The organism is Allobosea sp. Tri-44, assembly GCF_004123845.1.
GTDB lineage: Bacteria > Pseudomonadota > Alphaproteobacteria > Rhizobiales > Beijerinckiaceae > Allobosea.
On the sequence record NZ_NBDP01000003.1, the window covers coordinates 656,460 to 672,852 of the forward strand.

Here is a 16,393-nt window from a genome sequence, read left to right on the forward strand (position 1 = left end):
AGACCGCGGACGTCGTCGTTATTGGTTTCCGGGTCAGTTTGACCGTGCAACTCAAGCCGCCCAGGGCAGCGACCAGGTCTTGACGTTGGTGAAGCTCTTCATGGCTTCGACGACGCCCTCCTTGTAGCCGAGGCCTGAGTCCTTGATACCGCCGAAGGGGGACATCTCGATGCGGTATCCCGGGACCTCCCAGAGGTTGACGGTGCCGACCTCGAGCTCGGCGACAAAGCGCTGGATGTAGTCGAAGCGGTTGGTGCAGATGCCGGAGGAGAGGCCGTAGGCGGTCGAGTTCGAGATGCGGATCACCTCGGCGATGTCGTCGGGCACGCGGATGATCGGGATGACCGGGCCGAAGGTCTCCTCGTGCACGAGCTCGCAGGTATAGGGGATGTGGTCGACCACGGTCGGATGGAACAGCGCCCCTTCCGCCCGCCTGCCGTGGAGGACGTGCGCGCCCTTGGCTACGGCGTCGTCGACGCGGGCCTGGAAGAGCGCGGCCGAGCGGGCGTTGATGACCGTGCCGACATCGGTCGTCGGGTCCATCGGATCGCCGCATTTCAGTTTCTTCGCCTTCTCGACGATCAGCTTGGCAAAGGCGTCGGCGACGCTCTCGACCACCAGGATGCGCTTGACCGCGGTGCAGCGCTGGCCGGAGTTCTTGGTCGCGCCGGTGACCGCGAGCTCGGCCGCCTTGTCGAGATCGGCATCCTCCATGACGATCAGCGGGTCGTTGCCGCCGAGCTCGAGCACGATGCGCTTGTAGCCGGCGGTCGCGGCGATGTGCTTGCCGACCCGGACCGAGCCGGTGAAGGTCACCAGATCCGCGTCGGGATCGGTGATCATCGCATCGCCCATGGTCGAGGGATTGCCGGTGACGACCGAGAGCATCTCCGGCGGCAGGCCGGCCTCGTAGAGCACGTCGGCCAAGGCGAGGGCGGTCAGCGGCGTCAGCTCGGTCGGCTTGAGGACGAGGCGGTTATTGGTCGCGATCGCCGGCGCCAGCTTGTGGCTGACCATGTTGAGCGGGTGATTGAACGGGGTGATCGCCGAGATCACCCCGAGCAGCGGCTGGCGCGTGGTGAAGATCTTGCGGGCCTTGCCGTTCGGCGAGATGTCGCAGGAGAACATCTCGCCATCGTCCTTGATGGTGAGCTGGGCCGCGAAGGACCAGACGTCGTAGGCGCGGCTGGCCTCGTAGAGCGAATCCTTCCAGCACAAACCGGCCTCGGCGGTGATGAGGCGAGCGAACTCCTCCCTGCGCGCGAACAGGAGCTCGGCGGTCTTCTGCAGGATCTTCTGGCGCTCATAGCGGGTCAGCACCGGCTTGAAGGCCCTGGCCCTGGCAAAGGCCTCGCGGACATGCTCGGGGCGAGCGGCCGGGATGAGGCCGACGAGGCTGTCGTCATAGGGGTTCCTGACTTCGACCATGTCGTCGGTCGAGATCAGCTTGCCGGCGATGCGCATCGCCTCGCGCCGCACCGGCGGCTTCACGGTCGCGTTCATCGTCACTGCACCAGGTTGAGGGCGACGTCGAAGACGTCGAAGTTGCGCAGGATCCGCCCGTCCGGGACGGTGATCGGCCGGTTGGCGATCATCGGCACGCGCTGCTCGGTGATGCCGCCATGCGAGCGCAGCGGCTCGGTCAGGCCGGAAAGGTCGTGCCTGTCGGGCGAGGTGCCGAGCACTTTCTGCCGGGTCGAGATCACCACGACGTCGCCGATCCGGTCGGCCGGCAGCTCGAAGCGCTCGCAGGCCTCGGCCGCGGTGACCGCCAGCGCGATGCCCTCGAGGCCGGAGATGCGGGCGGCGACCTCTTCCTGGCTGGCGCCGTCGGGCAAATAGACCGTGGCGAAGGAGCCGAGCGCGCCGTGATGGACGACGTAAGGGTCGGTGATCGGCAGGATCACTCGCATCGTCCCCTTGCCGTACCAGTCGTCCATCAGGCTCTGCAGGTAGACGACGTCGGGCTCGCCATGGGGCAGGTGCTTGTCGTTCATGCCGTGGTCGGCGGTGATCACCAGCGTGCAGCCGAGGCGGTCGAGCTTGCCGACATACCCATCGAACATGGCGTAGAAGCTGTCGGCCATCTCCGAGCCCGGTGCCGCCTTGTGCTGCACATAATCGGTGGTCGAGAGGTACATCAGGTCCGGCTTGAAGCTCTTGAGCAGCTTGACGCCGGCGGCGAAGACGAACTCCGAGAGATCGGCCGAGTAAACTGACGGGACCGGCATGCCGATGAAGCCGAGCACGTCGTCGATGCCGTTCTCAGGCAAGTTGGCCTTGTCGGCCTTCTCCGAGGAGAAGGCGATCGCGGTGCCTGTGCTAAAGTCGAGGCCCTTGCCGAGCAGGGTCCTGAGCTTGTCCTTGGCGGTGACCATCGCGACCTTGAGGCCGGCCTTCTGGAACTCGGCGAGGATGGTCGGGGCGCGCAGGAAGCGGGCATCGTTCATCATCACCTCCTCCTTGGCCTCGCGGTCGTAGAAGAAGTTGCCGGCGATGCCGTGCACCGAAGGCGGGCGGCCGGTGATAATCGAGAGGTTGTTCGGGTTGGTGAAGCTCGGGATCACCGAATAGGCGTGGGTGCTGGCGCCGCTCCGCATGATCCGGTCGAGGTTCGGCGTCAGCCCCTTGGCGCTCGCCGCCTCGACATAGGACGGCTCCGAACCGTCCATGCAGATCACCACCGTCGGGCGAACCGGGCGAGCATAGCTACGGCCATTGGCGACGACGTCCGCGCCAAGCTTCGAATACATGTTCATCACGAACTCCTTGGGTCGGCGCCGATCAGCGGATCAGCGCTCTGACGCGGGACGAAATCAGGTCTGCCACGAGCACCATGGCGAGGATCACGAGGATGCAGGTCGCGGTGTCCTGGTACTTGAAGAGCTTCATCGAGGAGACGAGCTCGAAGCCGATGCCGCCGGCGCCGACCATGCCGAGCACGGTCGACTGGCGGACATTGGTCTCCAGTCGGTAGAAGATCGTCCCGAGCCAGGTCGGCAGCACCTGCGGCAGCACGCCGAAGAAGAAGGTCTTGAACGGGCCGACCCCGGCCGAGCGGAAGGCTTCCAGCGGCCCCTCGTCGATGTCCTCCATCGCCTCGGCGAAGAATTTTCCGAGCATGCCGGCGCCATGGATGGCGAGGGCGAGCACGCCGGCGAAGGGGCCAAGCCCGATGGCGGCGACGAAGATCAGCGCCAGGATGATCTCGTTGATGCCGCGCATGCAGTTCAGCGCCTGGCGCGTGGCGTGATAGATGACCGGGCTCGGGCTGAGATTGCGCGCCGCGAAGAAGCAGACGGGCAGGGCGATGACGACGCCGAGCAGCGTGCCCCAGACCGCGACCTGCAGGCTTTCCAGCGCCGGCTGCCAGAGCCGTTCGAGGAACTCCGGGTTGGGCGGCATCATCCGGACAAGGAAGTCCACCATATAGGGGATACCGTTCCAGAGATTGCTGGCGTTGATCTGGGAACCGACCGCGGCCCACCACAGGAAGACGAGGGTGGCGAGCGCGATGAAACCGACGCCCCACCAGCCGAAGCGACCCTGTGGCGGACGGATGACGAGTTGCAGAGTTCCGAGCGACATTGGTTTCTCCCCTCGTCAGGCGGTTGCGGTGGCGATCATCGGCGCCAGCACGGGCAGGCTGGCCGGACGCGGCTTGAGGACGCGGCTGATGCCGGGGTCTTCGAGGCCGGGATAGATCTGGTGGACGATCTCGGAGGTGAGGTTGTCCGGCGTGTCGTCGAAGATCACCCGGCCGCCGCTGAGGCCGACGATGCGCTCGCCGAACTCGACGGCATAGTCGACCTGGTGGAGGTTGCAGATCACTGCGATCCCTTCCTCCTTGCAGATCGCCTTGAGGTAACCGAGCACGATGCGCGAGGTCTTGGGATCGAGGCTCGCCACCGGCTCGTCGCAGAGGATCACCGCCGGCTGCTGGGCCAGCGCCCGGGCGATGCCGACCCGCTGCTGCTCGCCGCCGGAGAGCTGGTCGCCGCGCGAGTTCGCCTTCTGGGCGAGCTCGACCCGCGCCAGGCAGTCCAGCGCGATCGCGACATCCTGCCTCGGGAAGAGCTGCAGCATGCTGAGGAAGGACGACAGCCCGGCCATGCGGCCGACGAGGACGTTCTTCAGCACCGACAGGCGCTTCACCAAATTGTGGTGCTGGAAGATCATCGCCACCGGCCGCTTGCCGGCGGCGCCACGCTTCAGGTCGAGCACCTTGCCGTCGATGATGGTCCGCCCTGCATCCGGCTCTGCCAGCCCGTTGATGCAACGCAGCAGCGTCGACTTGCCGGCGCCGCTCGGGCCGAGCACGACGAGGAACTCGCCGGCTTTGACGCTGAGGTCGATGCCCTGCAGGACCGGTCGGCCCGCATAGGACTTCTTCAGCCCTTCGATCTTGATCATGTCGCTTCCTCCGCCGGTCGCGTTCGCGACTACTTCATCCTGGTCAGGTCGAGCTTCAGCACTTTCGCCGTCTCCCGAATGATGTCGTAGGCTTGGTCGTTGGTCTCGACGAAGCGGTTGAGCTTGCCCTGGTCGGCCCAGGTGATGTCCCGGATGTTCAGGAAGGCGGTCTTGATCTGCGCCTTCAGATCCTCGGGCAGGTTCTTGCGCCAGCAGGTCGGCGATTCCGGGATCGGGTCCGACTCCCAGACGACGTGGATGTCGGCGCGGTCGACGAGCTTCTTCTGCACGGCAGCATCGAGGATACGGTCGGCGATCGTCGCGGCGTCGACGCGCTTGTTGGCGACGGCGAGCGCATTCGCGTCATGCGAGCCGGTGAAAAGCACACGGCCGAAATCCTTCTCGGGATCGAAGCCGAGCTTCATCAGTCCGGCCTTGGGAAAAAGATGGCCCGAGGTCGAGGACGGATCGACGAAGGCGAAGGTGCGCCCTTTCAGGCCCTTCCAGTCGCTGATGCCGCTATCCTTCCGCGCGATGATCTGGCTGCGATAATAGCTGCGGCTCGACTTGGCCGTCTCCGCCGTAGCGAAGGCCTCGATGGCCGCGACCGTGGTGCCGAGCACATAGGAGAACGGGCCGAGATAGGCGACGTCGACATGGTTCGAGCGCATCGCCTCGATCACGCCGTTATAATCCGAGGCGACGAAGCCCTGGACCTTGATGCCGAGGTTCCGCTCGAGCGCGGCGAGAAGCTGCGCGCTCGATTCCAGCATCGCCCGCGAATCCTCGGACGGGATCAACCCGACCCGGATCAGCTTGGTCTGGGCCTGGACCAGGGCCGGCGCCGCCAGCATCGCTCCCGTGGCCAGTGAACTCTTCAGAATCGTCCGGCGTGAAATGGTCATGTCATCCTCCCAAGATGATCCGGCGATCTTTTCGAACTGCCGGTGAACCGTTGCGGGTGTCGTTGCCCGGTGTTGAGCTCAGGCGGCCATGGCCGCCTGCCGTCCGATGAAGTTGCGCCCGCGCTCGCCTTCGAGCGCCTTGCCGACGAGGCGATTCCATTCACCTGCGGTGACGCCATAGGCGGAAGGATCGGTCGCGACGCCGAGATCCCTGAGGAAGGCGCCGAGCCGCTCGGCCCCGGCGTCGAGGTCGGGTCCGAAAACCCGGCGCAGCGCCGCGTCGCATTGCGGCTGCGCGCCCATCGCCCAGCGCATCACCATCGGCAGCGAGAAGGAGCAGGCGATGCCGTGGATCGTGCCGCTCTTCAGCGTGATGTCGTAGGAGATGTTGTGCGCGAGCGCCGTCTTGGTGTTGGAGAAGGCGAGGCCCGCCAGCAGGCTGGCGCGCATCTGCCGGGTCCGCAGCTCGACATCGTCGAGGCGTTCCAGCAGGCGCGGCAGCGTGTCGATGATCTCGCGGGCCGCCTCGACCGCATAGTTCGCGGACACGGGATTGCCGTTGACGTTCCAGATGCTTTCGAGCGCATGGGACAGGGCGTCGAGCCCGGTCGCCAGGGTGAGACCGCGCGGCGCACCAACCGTCAGGGCGGGGTCGAGCACCGCCGTCTCCGGATAGAGCCGGGGATGGGCGAGTGAGTATTTGCTGCCATTGGCCGAGTCCCAGACCGTCGCCCAGGAGGTGACCTCGCTGCCGGTGCCGGCCGTGGTCGGCACGGCGATGATCGGGATGATCGTGGTCGCGTCGAGCGGCGTCTTCTCGACCAGATGCCGACGCACGGTCTCGAAGTCGCCGCCGCTGGCCGCCAGCACCTTCGCCGCATCGATCATCGAGCCGCCACCGAGTGCGACGATGACCTCGGCCGGCTCGGCCGCGCCGAACTGACGGCAGGACTCGGCGAGGTCGGCGCAGTCCGGATTGGTCTCGATGTTGGTGATCGACACGACCGGTGCGCCGGCGACTGCCGTCAGCCGGACGGAGAGCTCGCGGAAGAGCGGCTGGTCATAGGTGACGAGGGCCCAGCGGCGGTTGCCGATCAGGCCGGAGACCTCGTCGAGCAGGCCAGACCCGAAACGGATCTTCACGGGGTTCCAGTACGCCCAGTTCATGCGTTCCATCCTCAAAATGCGCCTTGCCGGCTTTGTTGCGAGGATGTTCACAGAGCTCGTTTCCTATAACAAATTGATTTTTTAATCCAAATAGATAGAAATTATCTATGCGCTACACTCAACTCAGATCCTTCCATAACGTCGCGAACGCTGGTGGATTCAACGCCGCGGCCGACGCCTTCAACATCAGCCAGCCGACCTTGACGGCGCAGGTCGGCGCGCTGGAGGAGGAGTTCGGTGTCGAGCTCTTCGTCAAGCGTGGCCGGCGGCGCGAACTGAGCGACACCGGGCGCCAGCTTCTCGCGATCACCACCCGCTTGTTCGCCGAGGAGGCCGAAGCGCTCGCCTTCCTGACGGAGTCACGCGAGCTCAGGACCGGCCGGCTCTCGATCGGTGCCGTCGGGCCGTTCCATGTCACCGAGATGCTCGCCGCCTTCAACCAGGCCTATCCGGGGATCGAGCTGGCGGTGAAAATCGGCAACTCCGCCGAGGTGCTTGGCGATCTCGTCGCCTACAGATGCGACGTTGCAGTCCTCGCCTATATCGATAAGGACGACAGGCTCCTGACCATTCCCTATCGCCGCCATCCCGTGGCGATCTTCGTGCGACGCGATCATCGCTTTGCCGGGCGCCGCAGCATCCGGCTCGCGGAGCTGGAAGGCGAAGCGATGATCGTGCGCGAACAGGGCTCGACGACGCGGCGCGCCTTGGAGGGAGCGCTGGCCCAGACGGGTACCAGGCCCAGGTTGGTCATGGAGATCGGCAGCCGCGAAGCCGTCCGCGAGGCCGTGATCCGCGGGCTCGGGATCAGCTATGTTTCAGAGGCCGAATTCGTCCCGGACGAGAACCTGACGCTGATCCCGATCGACGGGGCCGAGGTCTATACCTACGCGCATGTCGTGGTGATGAAGCAGCGCGAGAACGGCCGGATCATCAAGGCCTTTATCGATGTGGTTCACCGCACGCGCGAGGCTTTTGATGCCGACATGCGCAGATCATGATGTGGGGGATCTCCGCGATTGAGGCATTTCAGGCAGGAGCGTCCTCAGCGAAATTGCCCTGCCGCCGCACACGGGCGCCGGCAGGGCACTGACGAGTTCCCGTTGCTCAGGGGATGACCGGAGCGCGATAGGTGAAGGTGTGCATCAGGGCCACCGCGAGCAGCATCACCACCGGGAAGTGGATGAAGAACTGCATCGAGGTGTAGCCGATCAGGTCCTTCGACTTCAGCTTGAGCACGCCGAGCAGCGGCAGCATCCAGAACGGGTTGATGAAGTTCGGCAGGGTCTCGGCGATGTTGTAGACCATCACGGTCCAGCCGAGATGTGCACCGATCTCGTTGGCGGCCTTCATGATGTAGGGCGCCTCGATGATCCATTTGCCGCCGGCTGACGGGATGAAGAAGCCGAGTACCGCCGAATAAATCCCGACGATGAAGGAGAACACGCTGGTGTCGCTGGCGAGGCTGACGAACCAGTGCGCGATCGTGTCGGAGAGCGAGGCGCCCTCGGTCTTCACCCGCGTCAGCATATAGGCGATGCCGCCATAGAACGGAAACTGCAGCAGCACGCCGGCAACGCTCGGCATCGCCTGCGAGAAGCTGACCAGGAAGCTGCGCGGCCGCCAGTGCAGCAGCGCGCCGACGAGCAGGAAGACGAAATTATAGGTGTTGAGGCCCGACATGGTGATCAGCGGGTTGCCCGACTTGAAAGTCTCGTAGAACCAGCCGGCTGCCAGCACGACGATCAGGATCGTCAGGAGTGGGCTGAATTCGAGATAGTCGCCCGGCCGGGTCGGCTTCTGCTCGACCTTGGCGTCGACGAGATCGACACCGAGGTCTGCTGCGGTCTTGGCCGCGGCATCGGACGGGGTCGTGTAGTAGCAGATCGCCGCCGAAAGCAGCGTGCCGACCACGATCACCAGGAGGTTCTGCCAGGTCAGGATCGTCTCGTAGAAGCTGATCACGCCGGTGATCGGCATCAGCGAGGGCGGGATGCTTGCCGGGTTCGCCTGCAGTTGTGCCGCCGAGGAGCTGATGCCGAGGGTGAAGCCGAAGCCGAGCCCGAGGTAACCGGCCGCGCCCGCCGCACGATAGTCGAGGCGGATGTCCTTGCGCCGCGCGATCTCGCGCACGAGCAGGCCCGAGAAGATCAGGCTGACGCCCCAGTTCACCAGCGAGAGCAGGATGCTGACCACGCCGACGAAGACGACGGCGCCGCGGCCGCTGGTCGGCAGCGCGGCAGCCCGCCGCATCAGCGCCGCGACTGGCGGCGAGAGCGCGACGATGTAGCCGCCGATGGCGACGAGGGCCATCTGCATGGTGAAGGGGATGATGCTCCAGAAGCCTTCGCCGAAGGCGGCGCTGACGGCAACGGGCGAGCTGCCATGCACGATCGCGGCGAGCGCCACCGCGACCGTCGCCAGCAGCACGAAGATATAGGCGTCCGGAAACCAGCGCTCGGAAAAAGCCACCATGGTCTGCGACAGGCGCACGAGCACGCCTTCGCGCGACGGCTCCGCCGCCCGGTCATTCAAGGTCGTATCTGTCATTATCCCCTCACAGTGGCGGTTTTCCGCCGTTGGCTTGCATCAGGCATCGAGAACGAGGTCGCTGAGCGGCACCGCGCAACAGGTCAGGCAGCTGTCGGGGGCGCCGTCATAGGGCGAGAGATGGCTGGCCGAGCCAGAGACGACGCGCAGGCAGCAGCTCTCGCATTGGCCGCTGCGGCAGCCGCTGGGCAGCGACAGTCCGGCCGCCTCCGCCGCGTCGAGCAGGCTGCCCGCTTGCACCGACCAGTCGAAGGAGCGGCCGCTGCGCTCCAGGACGATGCGGCGCGGCGCCAGATTGGCCGGAATCTCAAGCTGCGAGACGAAGACCTCGCTGAAGACATCGAAGCCGGGCAGGCCGGTGCCGACCAGGGCAGCTTTGGTCTCGGCGACGAAGCTGTCGGGGCCGCAGAGATAGGCAAGGGGCCGGTGGATGCCGGAGGCGAGGCCGAGCGCCGTGACATCGGGCCGGCCGGCATGGTCGTAGTCGCGGCCCGTCCGATCTGCGGCCTGCGGCTGGGTGAAGGCCCGAACGACCCTCAGCTCCGGGATTTTGCCGGCGATCCTGCCCAGCCAGTCGCCGAAGGGCTGCTCGGCCCCGTTGCGGCAGATGTAGACTAGCTCGACCAAGGGCGGGCGCTGCTCCGGCAGGGTCCGCGCCAAGGCGTCGAGATAGCCGACGAACGGCGTGATGCCGACACCCGCGGCGATCAGGATCACTGGACGGTTGCCGGTCAGCGGCGGCGTGAACACGCCTGCCGGAGGCTGCAGCGTGACGATGCTTCCCGGCGCGAGGTCATGCAGCCGCGTCGACATCCGGCCCGGCGGCGCGCCCTCACCACCGGGGCCGATCCGGCGCACCGCGATCTCGAATTCGGTCGGATTGTCGTTGGCGCCGGTCAGCGAGTAGCTACGCGAGAGCTTCGTCTCCGGCTCCGTCACCTGGACATGCTGGCCAGGCAGAAAGCCGGGCAGGGGCCCGCCATCCACCGGAGCAAGGCCGAAGGCGAGGACATCGCTCGCTTCGTGCCGGCGCGCGCTCACCTGGAAGGTACGCTCCCCCGTCCACCAGCCGCGCGAGGCGGCCTCGTCGCGGACGACCTCACAGGCTACCGCCCGCAGCGGCACCGAGCCGCTGATCGGGTCGCGGTCGCGATCGGAGAGGGCCGCATTGATGTTGTTCGTCCTCGGGCCCGCTACGGCGGCGGCGGGGCGTCCGAGCGGCGTGCAGGCCTGCCACCAGCCGAATTCGGCGATCACGGTGCCTTTCGGTAGCGTCGGCTCCAGCCGGGCCCGCAATCTCGCCTCGCCGTCGCGCGTGCGCACGATCACCCAGTCGCCGGCGACGATGCCGCGCGCTTCCGCATCAGCCAGGCTGAGCTCGACGGAGGGGTCTGGCGCCTTGCGCCGGAGCGAGGCGACATGGCGGTGCGACGAGTGGACGAACCAGCCGGATTTTGCGGTCGAGAGCAGCAGCGGCAGTGCCGCCGGACGGCCCGCGGCGCTCGCCGGCTCGACATGGCGGGGCAGGGCAGGGTGCCCGAGCGAGAGCAACTGCTCGGAATAGATCTCGATCCGGCGGCTCGCCGTCGGGAAGCCGGCGACGCCGCCCTCCGCCCGGGGGACGGCGAATTTGCGCTCGGGGTTCGGCTGCGGCAGGCGGATGCCGCCCGGCGCGGCCCGCAATTGCGCGACGCTGAGCCCGAGCGGTTCGAGCTGATGTTTCCAGCCGGCCTCGATCGAGCCGCCGAAGAAGGCATCGGCATGGCCGAGCCGGCAAGCGAGATCGAAGGCGATGTCGTAATCGGCGCGGACGTCGCCGCGCGGCGCCACCATGGCCTGGCGCAGTTGGATATGCTCGACCGCTTCCTGCGTGATCTCGAAGCCGAGTCTCAGCGCCTCGCGCTCCCAGGGCATGCTGGCCGGCAGGACGATGTCGGCCTGCTCGGCGGTCGGGTTCATGAACATGTCGACATGGACATGGAAGTCGAGGGCCTGCAGCGCCGCCTGGTTGCGTGCTGAATCGCCCTGCGACACCACGAAATTGGTGCCGAAACTTATCAGCGCGCGAACGCGATAAGGCTCGCCTTCGAGAACCGACCGGCAGAAGTCCCGGGCGGTGATCCAGCCCTTGGACGGCGGACCCAACGGCAGGTCGGTGAGGCCGAGCGCCTTGCGGCGCTGCGCTTCCGGCAGCAGGGCATAATCGTTCACGGCGCGGGCAGGGGGTGCGCTCGTCCAGATGTTGCCGCCGACGCGATCGCTTGCACCGGTCAGCGCATAGAGCGTGCCGATGGCACGCTCTATCATCGTCGCGTTGGAATGCTGGCCGACGCCGGTCCAGGAATGATAGGCGAGCCGGGGCGAGCCCTCGAACAGCGCGTAGAAGCGCGCGAGATCGGCTGTCGCCAACCCCGTGATCCCCGCGACATGGTCTGGCGTAAAGGCGGCGGCCTCGCGTGCCAGCAGACGCATCACCGTGGCGCAGGCGATCGTCCGGCCATCCGCGCCGTGCAGCTCAGCCTCGCCGTCGAGGACGATGTCCTGCGGTCGTTCCAGCGCTTCGCGCGTGTCATAGGCCTGCGCCGAACCATCCGGCCGCAGCAGCACGAAGACCTCAGTCGCGCCGTCCAGCCAGAGGTCTCGCGCCCGGAGCAGGCGCCCGGTCGCCAGATCGACCAGCATCGGTGCATTCGTCCATTGCCGGACGAAGGCGTCGTCATAGCTGCGGTTTTCCAGGAGATGGCGGATGGCGCCCATGGCGAGCGCCCCGTCCGCACCGGGGCGGATGCCGAGCCAGAGATCGGCGCTCTCGCCGGCGCCGCCGCGCTTGGGATCGATCACCGCGACGGTTGCGCCGCGCTTGCGGGCCTCGGCGATGCGGGTCGCCTGCGCCAGCCAGGTCCGCGTCGGATTGTGGCCCCAGAGCACAATGGCGTCTGCGTTGTCGTAGTCGGCGGCGCCGATGCCGCGGCCATAGGTCAGGGCCTGGGCGAAATCCTTGTGCCAGCCGCAGATCTCGACCGCATAGATCAGGTTGGGACTGCCGAAGCAGCGGATGAAGCGCTCGACCCATTCGAAGCTGTCGACCATCGGCGTGCCGCTCGGCGTCGTCACGGCGAAGGCGACCGTCTCGGCCCCGGTTTCGCGCCGGATCGCGCCGAGCCGATCGGCGATCATGTCGAGCGCCTCCGACCATTCGATCTCGACCCATTCCGGCGAATCGGCGGCGCGCAAAGTGGTGCGCTTCAGCGGTTTGGTCAGCCGCAGCGGGCTTTCGACCAGCTCGGGCGCCGCCCGCCCCTTGGCACAGAGCGCTGCTCCGGTGGGATGGGCCGGATTGGGCGAAACCGCCACCAAACGCCCGTCCCGCACGTGATTCAGCGAGCCGCAACGGGAGCGGCACAGGGTGCAATACCCTTCCTTGATCTCGACTGAATGCGTATCGATCATGCAGTAACGTATAGCGCGTGACGCGCTACTACAAGCCTGAGATGCGAGTCGCTATATCCGGTGGAATCTGGGAGAGAGCGCGGGACATGCAGACGCAGGGTGGGGAACGGATGCAGCTGGTCTCGGCAGACGCCAACCTTCGCGAAAAGGTCGTCCATCAGCTGCGGATCGAGATCGTCTCGGGCGAGATGCCGCCCGGCACGGTCTGCTCGGTGCCGTCCCTGGCGCGCACGCTCGGCATCTCGACGACGCCGATCCGCGAGGCTTTGCTCCAGCTCACCTCGGACGGGCTGCTCCAGCCGATGCGCAATCGCGGCTTCCGGGTCGTCGATCCCTCGCTTGATGAATTGCGCGGAATCTTCGAGGTGCGCACCCAGCTCGAGGCCTCGGCCTTCCGCAAGCTGGTCAGGGCGGGAGCCGACGACCTCTCGGAGCTCCAGGTACTGGCCGATGCCATTGCCCAGTCGGTCGATACCGGGGACGTGCCGCGATATCTCGCCGCCGACCGGGCGTTCCACGCAGAATTATTGGCGCTCGCCGGCAACGAGGTGCTGACTGATATCGTCCTGCGCCTGCGCGACAGGATGCGGCTTTACGGAATCCGCTCGCCGCACGGCCTCGCCCGGCAGAAATCGTCAGTGCCGGAGCATTATCGCATCATCGACGTCATCAAACAGGGTCTCGAAGACGAGGCCGAAGCGTTGATGACCGGCCATATCATGGCCTGGGAGCCGATCTTCACTGAGGCCATTGCTCTGAGAAGTGCCCGGCCCGCCTAGCTCGCGCCAGTCTCTCGGCGGCTCAAGACTACCCGGTCGACGAAGACCGGGCAGGGTGCAGGCAAACGGGCCAAACACCACCGCCAGGCTGCGGGCCTGGTTCGCCGGCGTTACGCCGAGCGCCGTCGGCGACTATTCGCTCGCGGTCGTTTCCAGCATGCGGATTAGCGCCAAAGCCCCGCCTGCTGCTGATCCCGGCCTGGATCCTCTATCCCGGCATCCTCGCTCTGTCCTATGCCGGCGTCTATGCCGTCTCCAATTCGGCCTTCGAGCTCATCAGTACCACCGCAATCGGCATACTGGCCTATGGCCTGCGCAAGGTCGGCATTCCGCTGATCCCGGTGCTCCTGGCCTTCGTGCTCGCCCGCCTGCTCGAGGACAATTTTCGCCGCGCCCTGTCGCTTTCGGATGGCGGGTACGAGATCCTGTTCTCGACCCTGACCAGCATCATCCTCTGTGTTCTGGCGCTCCTCGCCATAGCTTGGCCGCTCATCGGGCAATTGCAGCGAAGCCGCCCTCCGGCTCAGAGCGAAATCTGAGCGCCATCCTCGCGGTTCACGTCCAACCTGACGTCGCTGAGGCTGCAAACCTTGGGAAGACAGGCGAGAGTCGCCACCCCGTCATGTCGGGGGGAGGCGCTCAGGCGGTCGCGGCGATCACGGCCTCCACATCCGTCACCACGCAGACATTCTGCATGGCGTAGTTGACCGAGGCCGTGTGCCATTCGGCGTTCATCGTCGAGCAGGCATCCTCCGGCACCACCATGAAATAGCCCTTGTCGGCGCCGGTGCGGGCGGTGTGCTCGATCGACATGTTGGTCCAGGCGCCGGTGACGATGACGATGTCGCGGCCGAGCGCCTTGAGCACGGTCTCCAGCCGCGTGCCCTCCCAGGCGCTCATACGCTGCTTCTCGACGATGTGGTCGCCGCCCTGCGCCTCGAGGCCCGGCACGGGCGCTGCGCCCCAGCTGCCGCGCACCAGTGCCTTGGCGTCGGCGAGACCTTCAAACAGCGGCGCGTTCATGGTGACGCCGGGCGTGCCGGCCTCGACGATGAACCAGACATGGATCACTGGAATGCCGCGCGCTCGCGCCGCCTGCGCCAGGCGGGTGCCATTGGCGATCGCGTTCTGCTGCTTGCAATGGCCGGGCGATCCCGATTCGGCGAAGGCGCCGCCATCCATGACGACGTCGTTCTGCATGTCCTGGATGATCAGGGCGCAGCGCGACGGATCGAGCCGGTAGCCGGAAGCGGCCTTCTTCGTGCCGTTTGCCGAGACGGAGGCAGCGGGGCTGGCGTCGCCGAGCGGCCGCTCCGCCGTGGCGCTGCGGCCCGGTTGCTGGGCGGCCGCCTTCATATAGGGCTCGAGGCGCGGCCCGATCTTGGTCTCGACCGCGTAGAGCGAATGGCTCGCGGTGAGGAAAAGCGTGCGCCAGTCCGGCCCGCCCCAGGTGAGATTGCCGACGAGTTCCGGCACACGCAGCTTGCCGATCAGTTCGCCCTTGATCGAATAGACGAAGACGCCGCCGGGGCCAGCGACCCAGATATTGCCCTGAGCATCGCATTTCATCCCGTCGGGGACGCCGGGCTCGGGCCCAACGATGCCCGAGGCGAATATGCGGCCGGGGCCGAGCCGGCCATCCGGCTTGATCTCGAAGACGCGGATATTGTGCTGGACGGTGTCGTTGACGAAGAGCCGGTCCTCGCTCGGGCAGAAGCAGAGCCCGTTCGGCTGGTCGAAGAGATAGCGGTCGACCAGGAGCTGTGGCGCTCCTCCGTCCGGGGGAATGCGGTAGACCCCTTGAAAACCGAGCTGGCGCGGCCGCTCGACGCCGAAGACCGGCATGCGGCCATACCAGGGGTCGGAGAAATAGATCGCCCCATCCGACTTCACGACCACGTCGTTCGGACTGTTGAGTTCCATGCCCTCGAAATGCGAGGCGATGACCTCGCGCTGTCCATCCGGCCGCTCGCGCACCAGCGACGAGGTCGCGTGCTCGCAGACGATCAGATTGAGCGCGGCATCATAGGTCATGCCGTTGCATTTGTTCGCCGGTCGCCTGACCTCGCGCACGCCGTTCCTGTCCCAGCGGCGGCGCACATCGCCCGGCATGTCCGAGAACAGCAGATGCTGCTCGCTAGGGTGCCAGATCGGGCCCTCGCAGAACTCGAAGCCGGTGCCGAGCTGGCGCACCGGCGCCCAGAGGTCGATCAGATCGGCGAAACCGGGCTGGACGGCGAGATGCGTGGTCATAGTGCTGGCCCCCTTCAGGCCGCGAACCAGTTGCGCGCCGGCAGCGACTGCACCACCGGCCCCGGCACCGCCATGTCCATCCGGCCGACGACCTGGCCATGGGCGATCTTGGCCGGCTTGTCGTGCACCGGCAGCAGGAACGCACCGGCCGAGAGCAGCTTCTTGATCGCCGCCTTCTCCTCGCGCTTGGAGACGCCGTGATTGCCGGTGGTGCGCGGCTCGTTGGCGTGCAACTCGTGGAAGGGCGCGACGATCTGGTCGTTGAAGTCGTAGATCACGTCGCCGCAGATGATGGCGCGGCCTTCGTTCGTATCGACATGGACGTTCATCGAGCCTTCGGTATGGGCGCCAGCGGCTTCGAGATAGCAGCCGGGGAAGAGCTCGATCATTCCCGACAGTTCGAGATCCTCGAAGCGCAGCGCATCGCGCGTGTGCAGCCGGTCGATCAGGTGCTTGATGTCGGGCGCCGGATATTGCGGGTGCATCAGCCCGGAGACGGAGTATTCGAGCTCGCGCCGATTGACGAGCACCGTGGTGTTCATCGGGAAGAGCTCGTCCTTCCCGGCATGGTCGATATGGAGATGGGTGTGCATGACATAGCGCACATCGCCCATCCGCACGCCGTGCCGGGCGAGCTGGTTCTCGATCATGTTCTCGTGGAACTGGAGGCCGCGCATGCCGAGGCTCTCCATGATCTGGTTGTGGCGGTAGCCGGTATCGACCACCACCGGCCAGGGACCGCCGAGGATCAGGAAGCCATAGGTCGGCACGCGGCGGGTGCGGCCGCAATCGCGGCCGAGCACGAGGAAGCTCGATTCCAGCTCGATATCGCCATAGTCGAGGATCTTGATTTCGAGCGCCATGGACATGCCTCCC

At 66.3% G+C, this 16,393-nt stretch carries 13 protein-coding genes and 1 pseudogene; 4 read left to right on the plus strand and 10 right to left on the minus strand.

Features of this window, described 5'->3' with window-relative positions:
* Window positions 1-51: 51 nt before the first annotated feature.
* The 6 genes from phnY to psrA form a co-directional block, all read right to left on the minus strand.
* Window positions 52-1,503 carry a phosphonoacetaldehyde dehydrogenase gene (gene phnY / locus B6S44_RS03270; protein ID WP_129155301.1) on the minus strand — a complete coding sequence of 484 codons (1,452 nt, stop codon included), beginning with the start codon at window positions 1,501-1,503 and terminating at the stop codon, window positions 52-54.
* A gap of 2 nt (window positions 1,504-1,505) precedes the next feature.
* Window positions 1,506-2,759 (minus strand): phosphonoacetate hydrolase, encoded by a 1,254-nt coding sequence (gene phnA, locus B6S44_RS03275; protein ID WP_164985704.1) that lies wholly within the window; start codon window positions 2,757-2,759, stop codon window positions 1,506-1,508.
* 25 nt (window positions 2,760-2,784) lie between these two features.
* Window positions 2,785-3,588, minus strand: a complete 804-nt coding sequence (gene phnE, locus B6S44_RS03280) for a phosphonate ABC transporter, permease protein PhnE (RefSeq protein WP_129155302.1) — start codon at window positions 3,586-3,588, stop codon at window positions 2,785-2,787.
* 15 nt (window positions 3,589-3,603) lie between these two features.
* Complete coding sequence (gene phnC, locus B6S44_RS03285; protein ID WP_129155303.1) at window positions 3,604-4,413, minus strand: phosphonate ABC transporter ATP-binding protein; 810 nt, start codon at window positions 4,411-4,413, stop codon at window positions 3,604-3,606.
* 29 nt (window positions 4,414-4,442) lie between these two features.
* A complete protein-coding gene (phnD, locus tag B6S44_RS03290) occupies window positions 4,443-5,318 on the minus strand; it encodes a phosphonate ABC transporter substrate-binding protein (RefSeq protein WP_129155304.1) in 876 nt (291 codons plus the stop codon).
* A gap of 78 nt (window positions 5,319-5,396) precedes the next feature.
* Window positions 5,397-6,485, minus strand: coding sequence for an iron-containing alcohol dehydrogenase PsrA (gene psrA, locus B6S44_RS03295; RefSeq protein WP_129155305.1), 1,089 nt, complete (start codon window positions 6,483-6,485; stop codon window positions 5,397-5,399).
* 107 nt (window positions 6,486-6,592) lie between these two features.
* Here psrA and B6S44_RS03300 point away from each other — a divergent pair, with 107 nt between their 5' ends.
* A complete protein-coding gene (locus B6S44_RS03300; protein ID WP_129155306.1) occupies window positions 6,593-7,486 on the plus strand; it encodes a LysR substrate-binding domain-containing protein in 894 nt (297 codons plus the stop codon).
* Between the two features lie 106 nt (window positions 7,487-7,592).
* Here B6S44_RS03300 and B6S44_RS03305 read toward each other — a convergent pair whose 3' ends face one another.
* Complete coding sequence (locus B6S44_RS03305) at window positions 7,593-9,035, minus strand: short-chain fatty acid transporter (RefSeq protein WP_129155307.1); 1,443 nt, start codon at window positions 9,033-9,035, stop codon at window positions 7,593-7,595.
* A gap of 39 nt (window positions 9,036-9,074) precedes the next feature.
* Window positions 9,075-12,485, minus strand: a complete 3,411-nt coding sequence (locus tag B6S44_RS03310) for a molybdopterin-dependent oxidoreductase (RefSeq protein ID WP_129155308.1) — start codon at window positions 12,483-12,485, stop codon at window positions 9,075-9,077.
* Between the two features lie 86 nt (window positions 12,486-12,571).
* Here B6S44_RS03310 and B6S44_RS03315 point away from each other — a divergent pair, with 86 nt between their 5' ends.
* The 3 genes and pseudogenes from B6S44_RS03315 to B6S44_RS29775 all read left to right on the plus strand — a co-directional run bounded on the left by B6S44_RS03315 (window position 12,572) and on the right by B6S44_RS29775 (window position 13,803).
* The gene (locus B6S44_RS03315; protein WP_248309414.1) at window positions 12,572-13,264 is read left to right on the plus strand and encodes a GntR family transcriptional regulator; all 693 of its coding nucleotides are present in this window, start codon (window positions 12,572-12,574) and stop codon (window positions 13,262-13,264) included.
* Between the two features lie 227 nt (window positions 13,265-13,491).
* A pseudogene (locus tag B6S44_RS30165) lies at window positions 13,492-13,554 on the plus strand (hypothetical protein); the annotation flags it as partial.
* 51 nt (window positions 13,555-13,605) lie between these two features.
* Window positions 13,606-13,803, plus strand: a complete 198-nt coding sequence (locus tag B6S44_RS29775) for a hypothetical protein (RefSeq protein WP_248309415.1) — start codon at window positions 13,606-13,608, stop codon at window positions 13,801-13,803.
* A 100-nt stretch (window positions 13,804-13,903) separates the two neighbouring features.
* Here the strand turns inward: B6S44_RS29775 and B6S44_RS03325 are convergent, their stop codons facing one another.
* On the minus strand, window positions 13,904-15,517 hold the full coding sequence (locus B6S44_RS03325; RefSeq protein ID WP_129155310.1) for an isochorismatase family protein: 1,614 nt from the start codon (window positions 15,515-15,517) through the stop codon (window positions 13,904-13,906).
* A 14-nt stretch (window positions 15,518-15,531) separates the two neighbouring features.
* Window positions 15,532-16,380 carry an N-acyl homoserine lactonase family protein gene (locus tag B6S44_RS03330; protein WP_129155311.1) on the minus strand — a complete coding sequence of 283 codons (849 nt, stop codon included), beginning with the start codon at window positions 16,378-16,380 and terminating at the stop codon, window positions 15,532-15,534.
* Window positions 16,381-16,393: the final 13 nt, after the last annotated feature.

Coding starts and splice junctions, on each gene's coding strand:
- phnY (WP_129155301.1), bottom strand. CDS start 1,503: ATGAACGCGACCGTGAAGCCGCCGGTGCGGCGCGAGGCGATGCGCATC.
- phnA (WP_164985704.1), bottom strand. CDS start 2,759: ATGAACATGTATTCGAAGCTTGGCGCGGACGTCGTCGCCAATGGCCGT.
- phnE (WP_129155302.1), bottom strand. CDS start 3,588: ATGTCGCTCGGAACTCTGCAACTCGTCATCCGTCCGCCACAGGGTCGC.
- phnC (WP_129155303.1), bottom strand. CDS start 4,413: ATGATCAAGATCGAAGGGCTGAAGAAGTCCTATGCGGGCCGACCGGTC.
- phnD (WP_129155304.1), bottom strand. CDS start 5,318: ATGACCATTTCACGCCGGACGATTCTGAAGAGTTCACTGGCCACGGGA.
- psrA (WP_129155305.1), bottom strand. CDS start 6,485: ATGAACTGGGCGTACTGGAACCCCGTGAAGATCCGTTTCGGGTCTGGC.
- B6S44_RS03300 (WP_129155306.1), top strand. CDS start 6,593: ATGCGCTACACTCAACTCAGATCCTTCCATAACGTCGCGAACGCTGGT.
- B6S44_RS03305 (WP_129155307.1), bottom strand. CDS start 9,035: ATGACAGATACGACCTTGAATGACCGGGCGGCGGAGCCGTCGCGCGAA.
- B6S44_RS03310 (WP_129155308.1), bottom strand. CDS start 12,485: ATGATCGATACGCATTCAGTCGAGATCAAGGAAGGGTATTGCACCCTG.
- B6S44_RS03315 (WP_248309414.1), top strand. CDS start 12,572: ATGCAGACGCAGGGTGGGGAACGGATGCAGCTGGTCTCGGCAGACGCC.
- B6S44_RS03325 (WP_129155310.1), bottom strand. CDS start 15,517: ATGACCACGCATCTCGCCGTCCAGCCCGGTTTCGCCGATCTGATCGAC.
- B6S44_RS03330 (WP_129155311.1), bottom strand. CDS start 16,380: ATGGCGCTCGAAATCAAGATCCTCGACTATGGCGATATCGAGCTGGAA.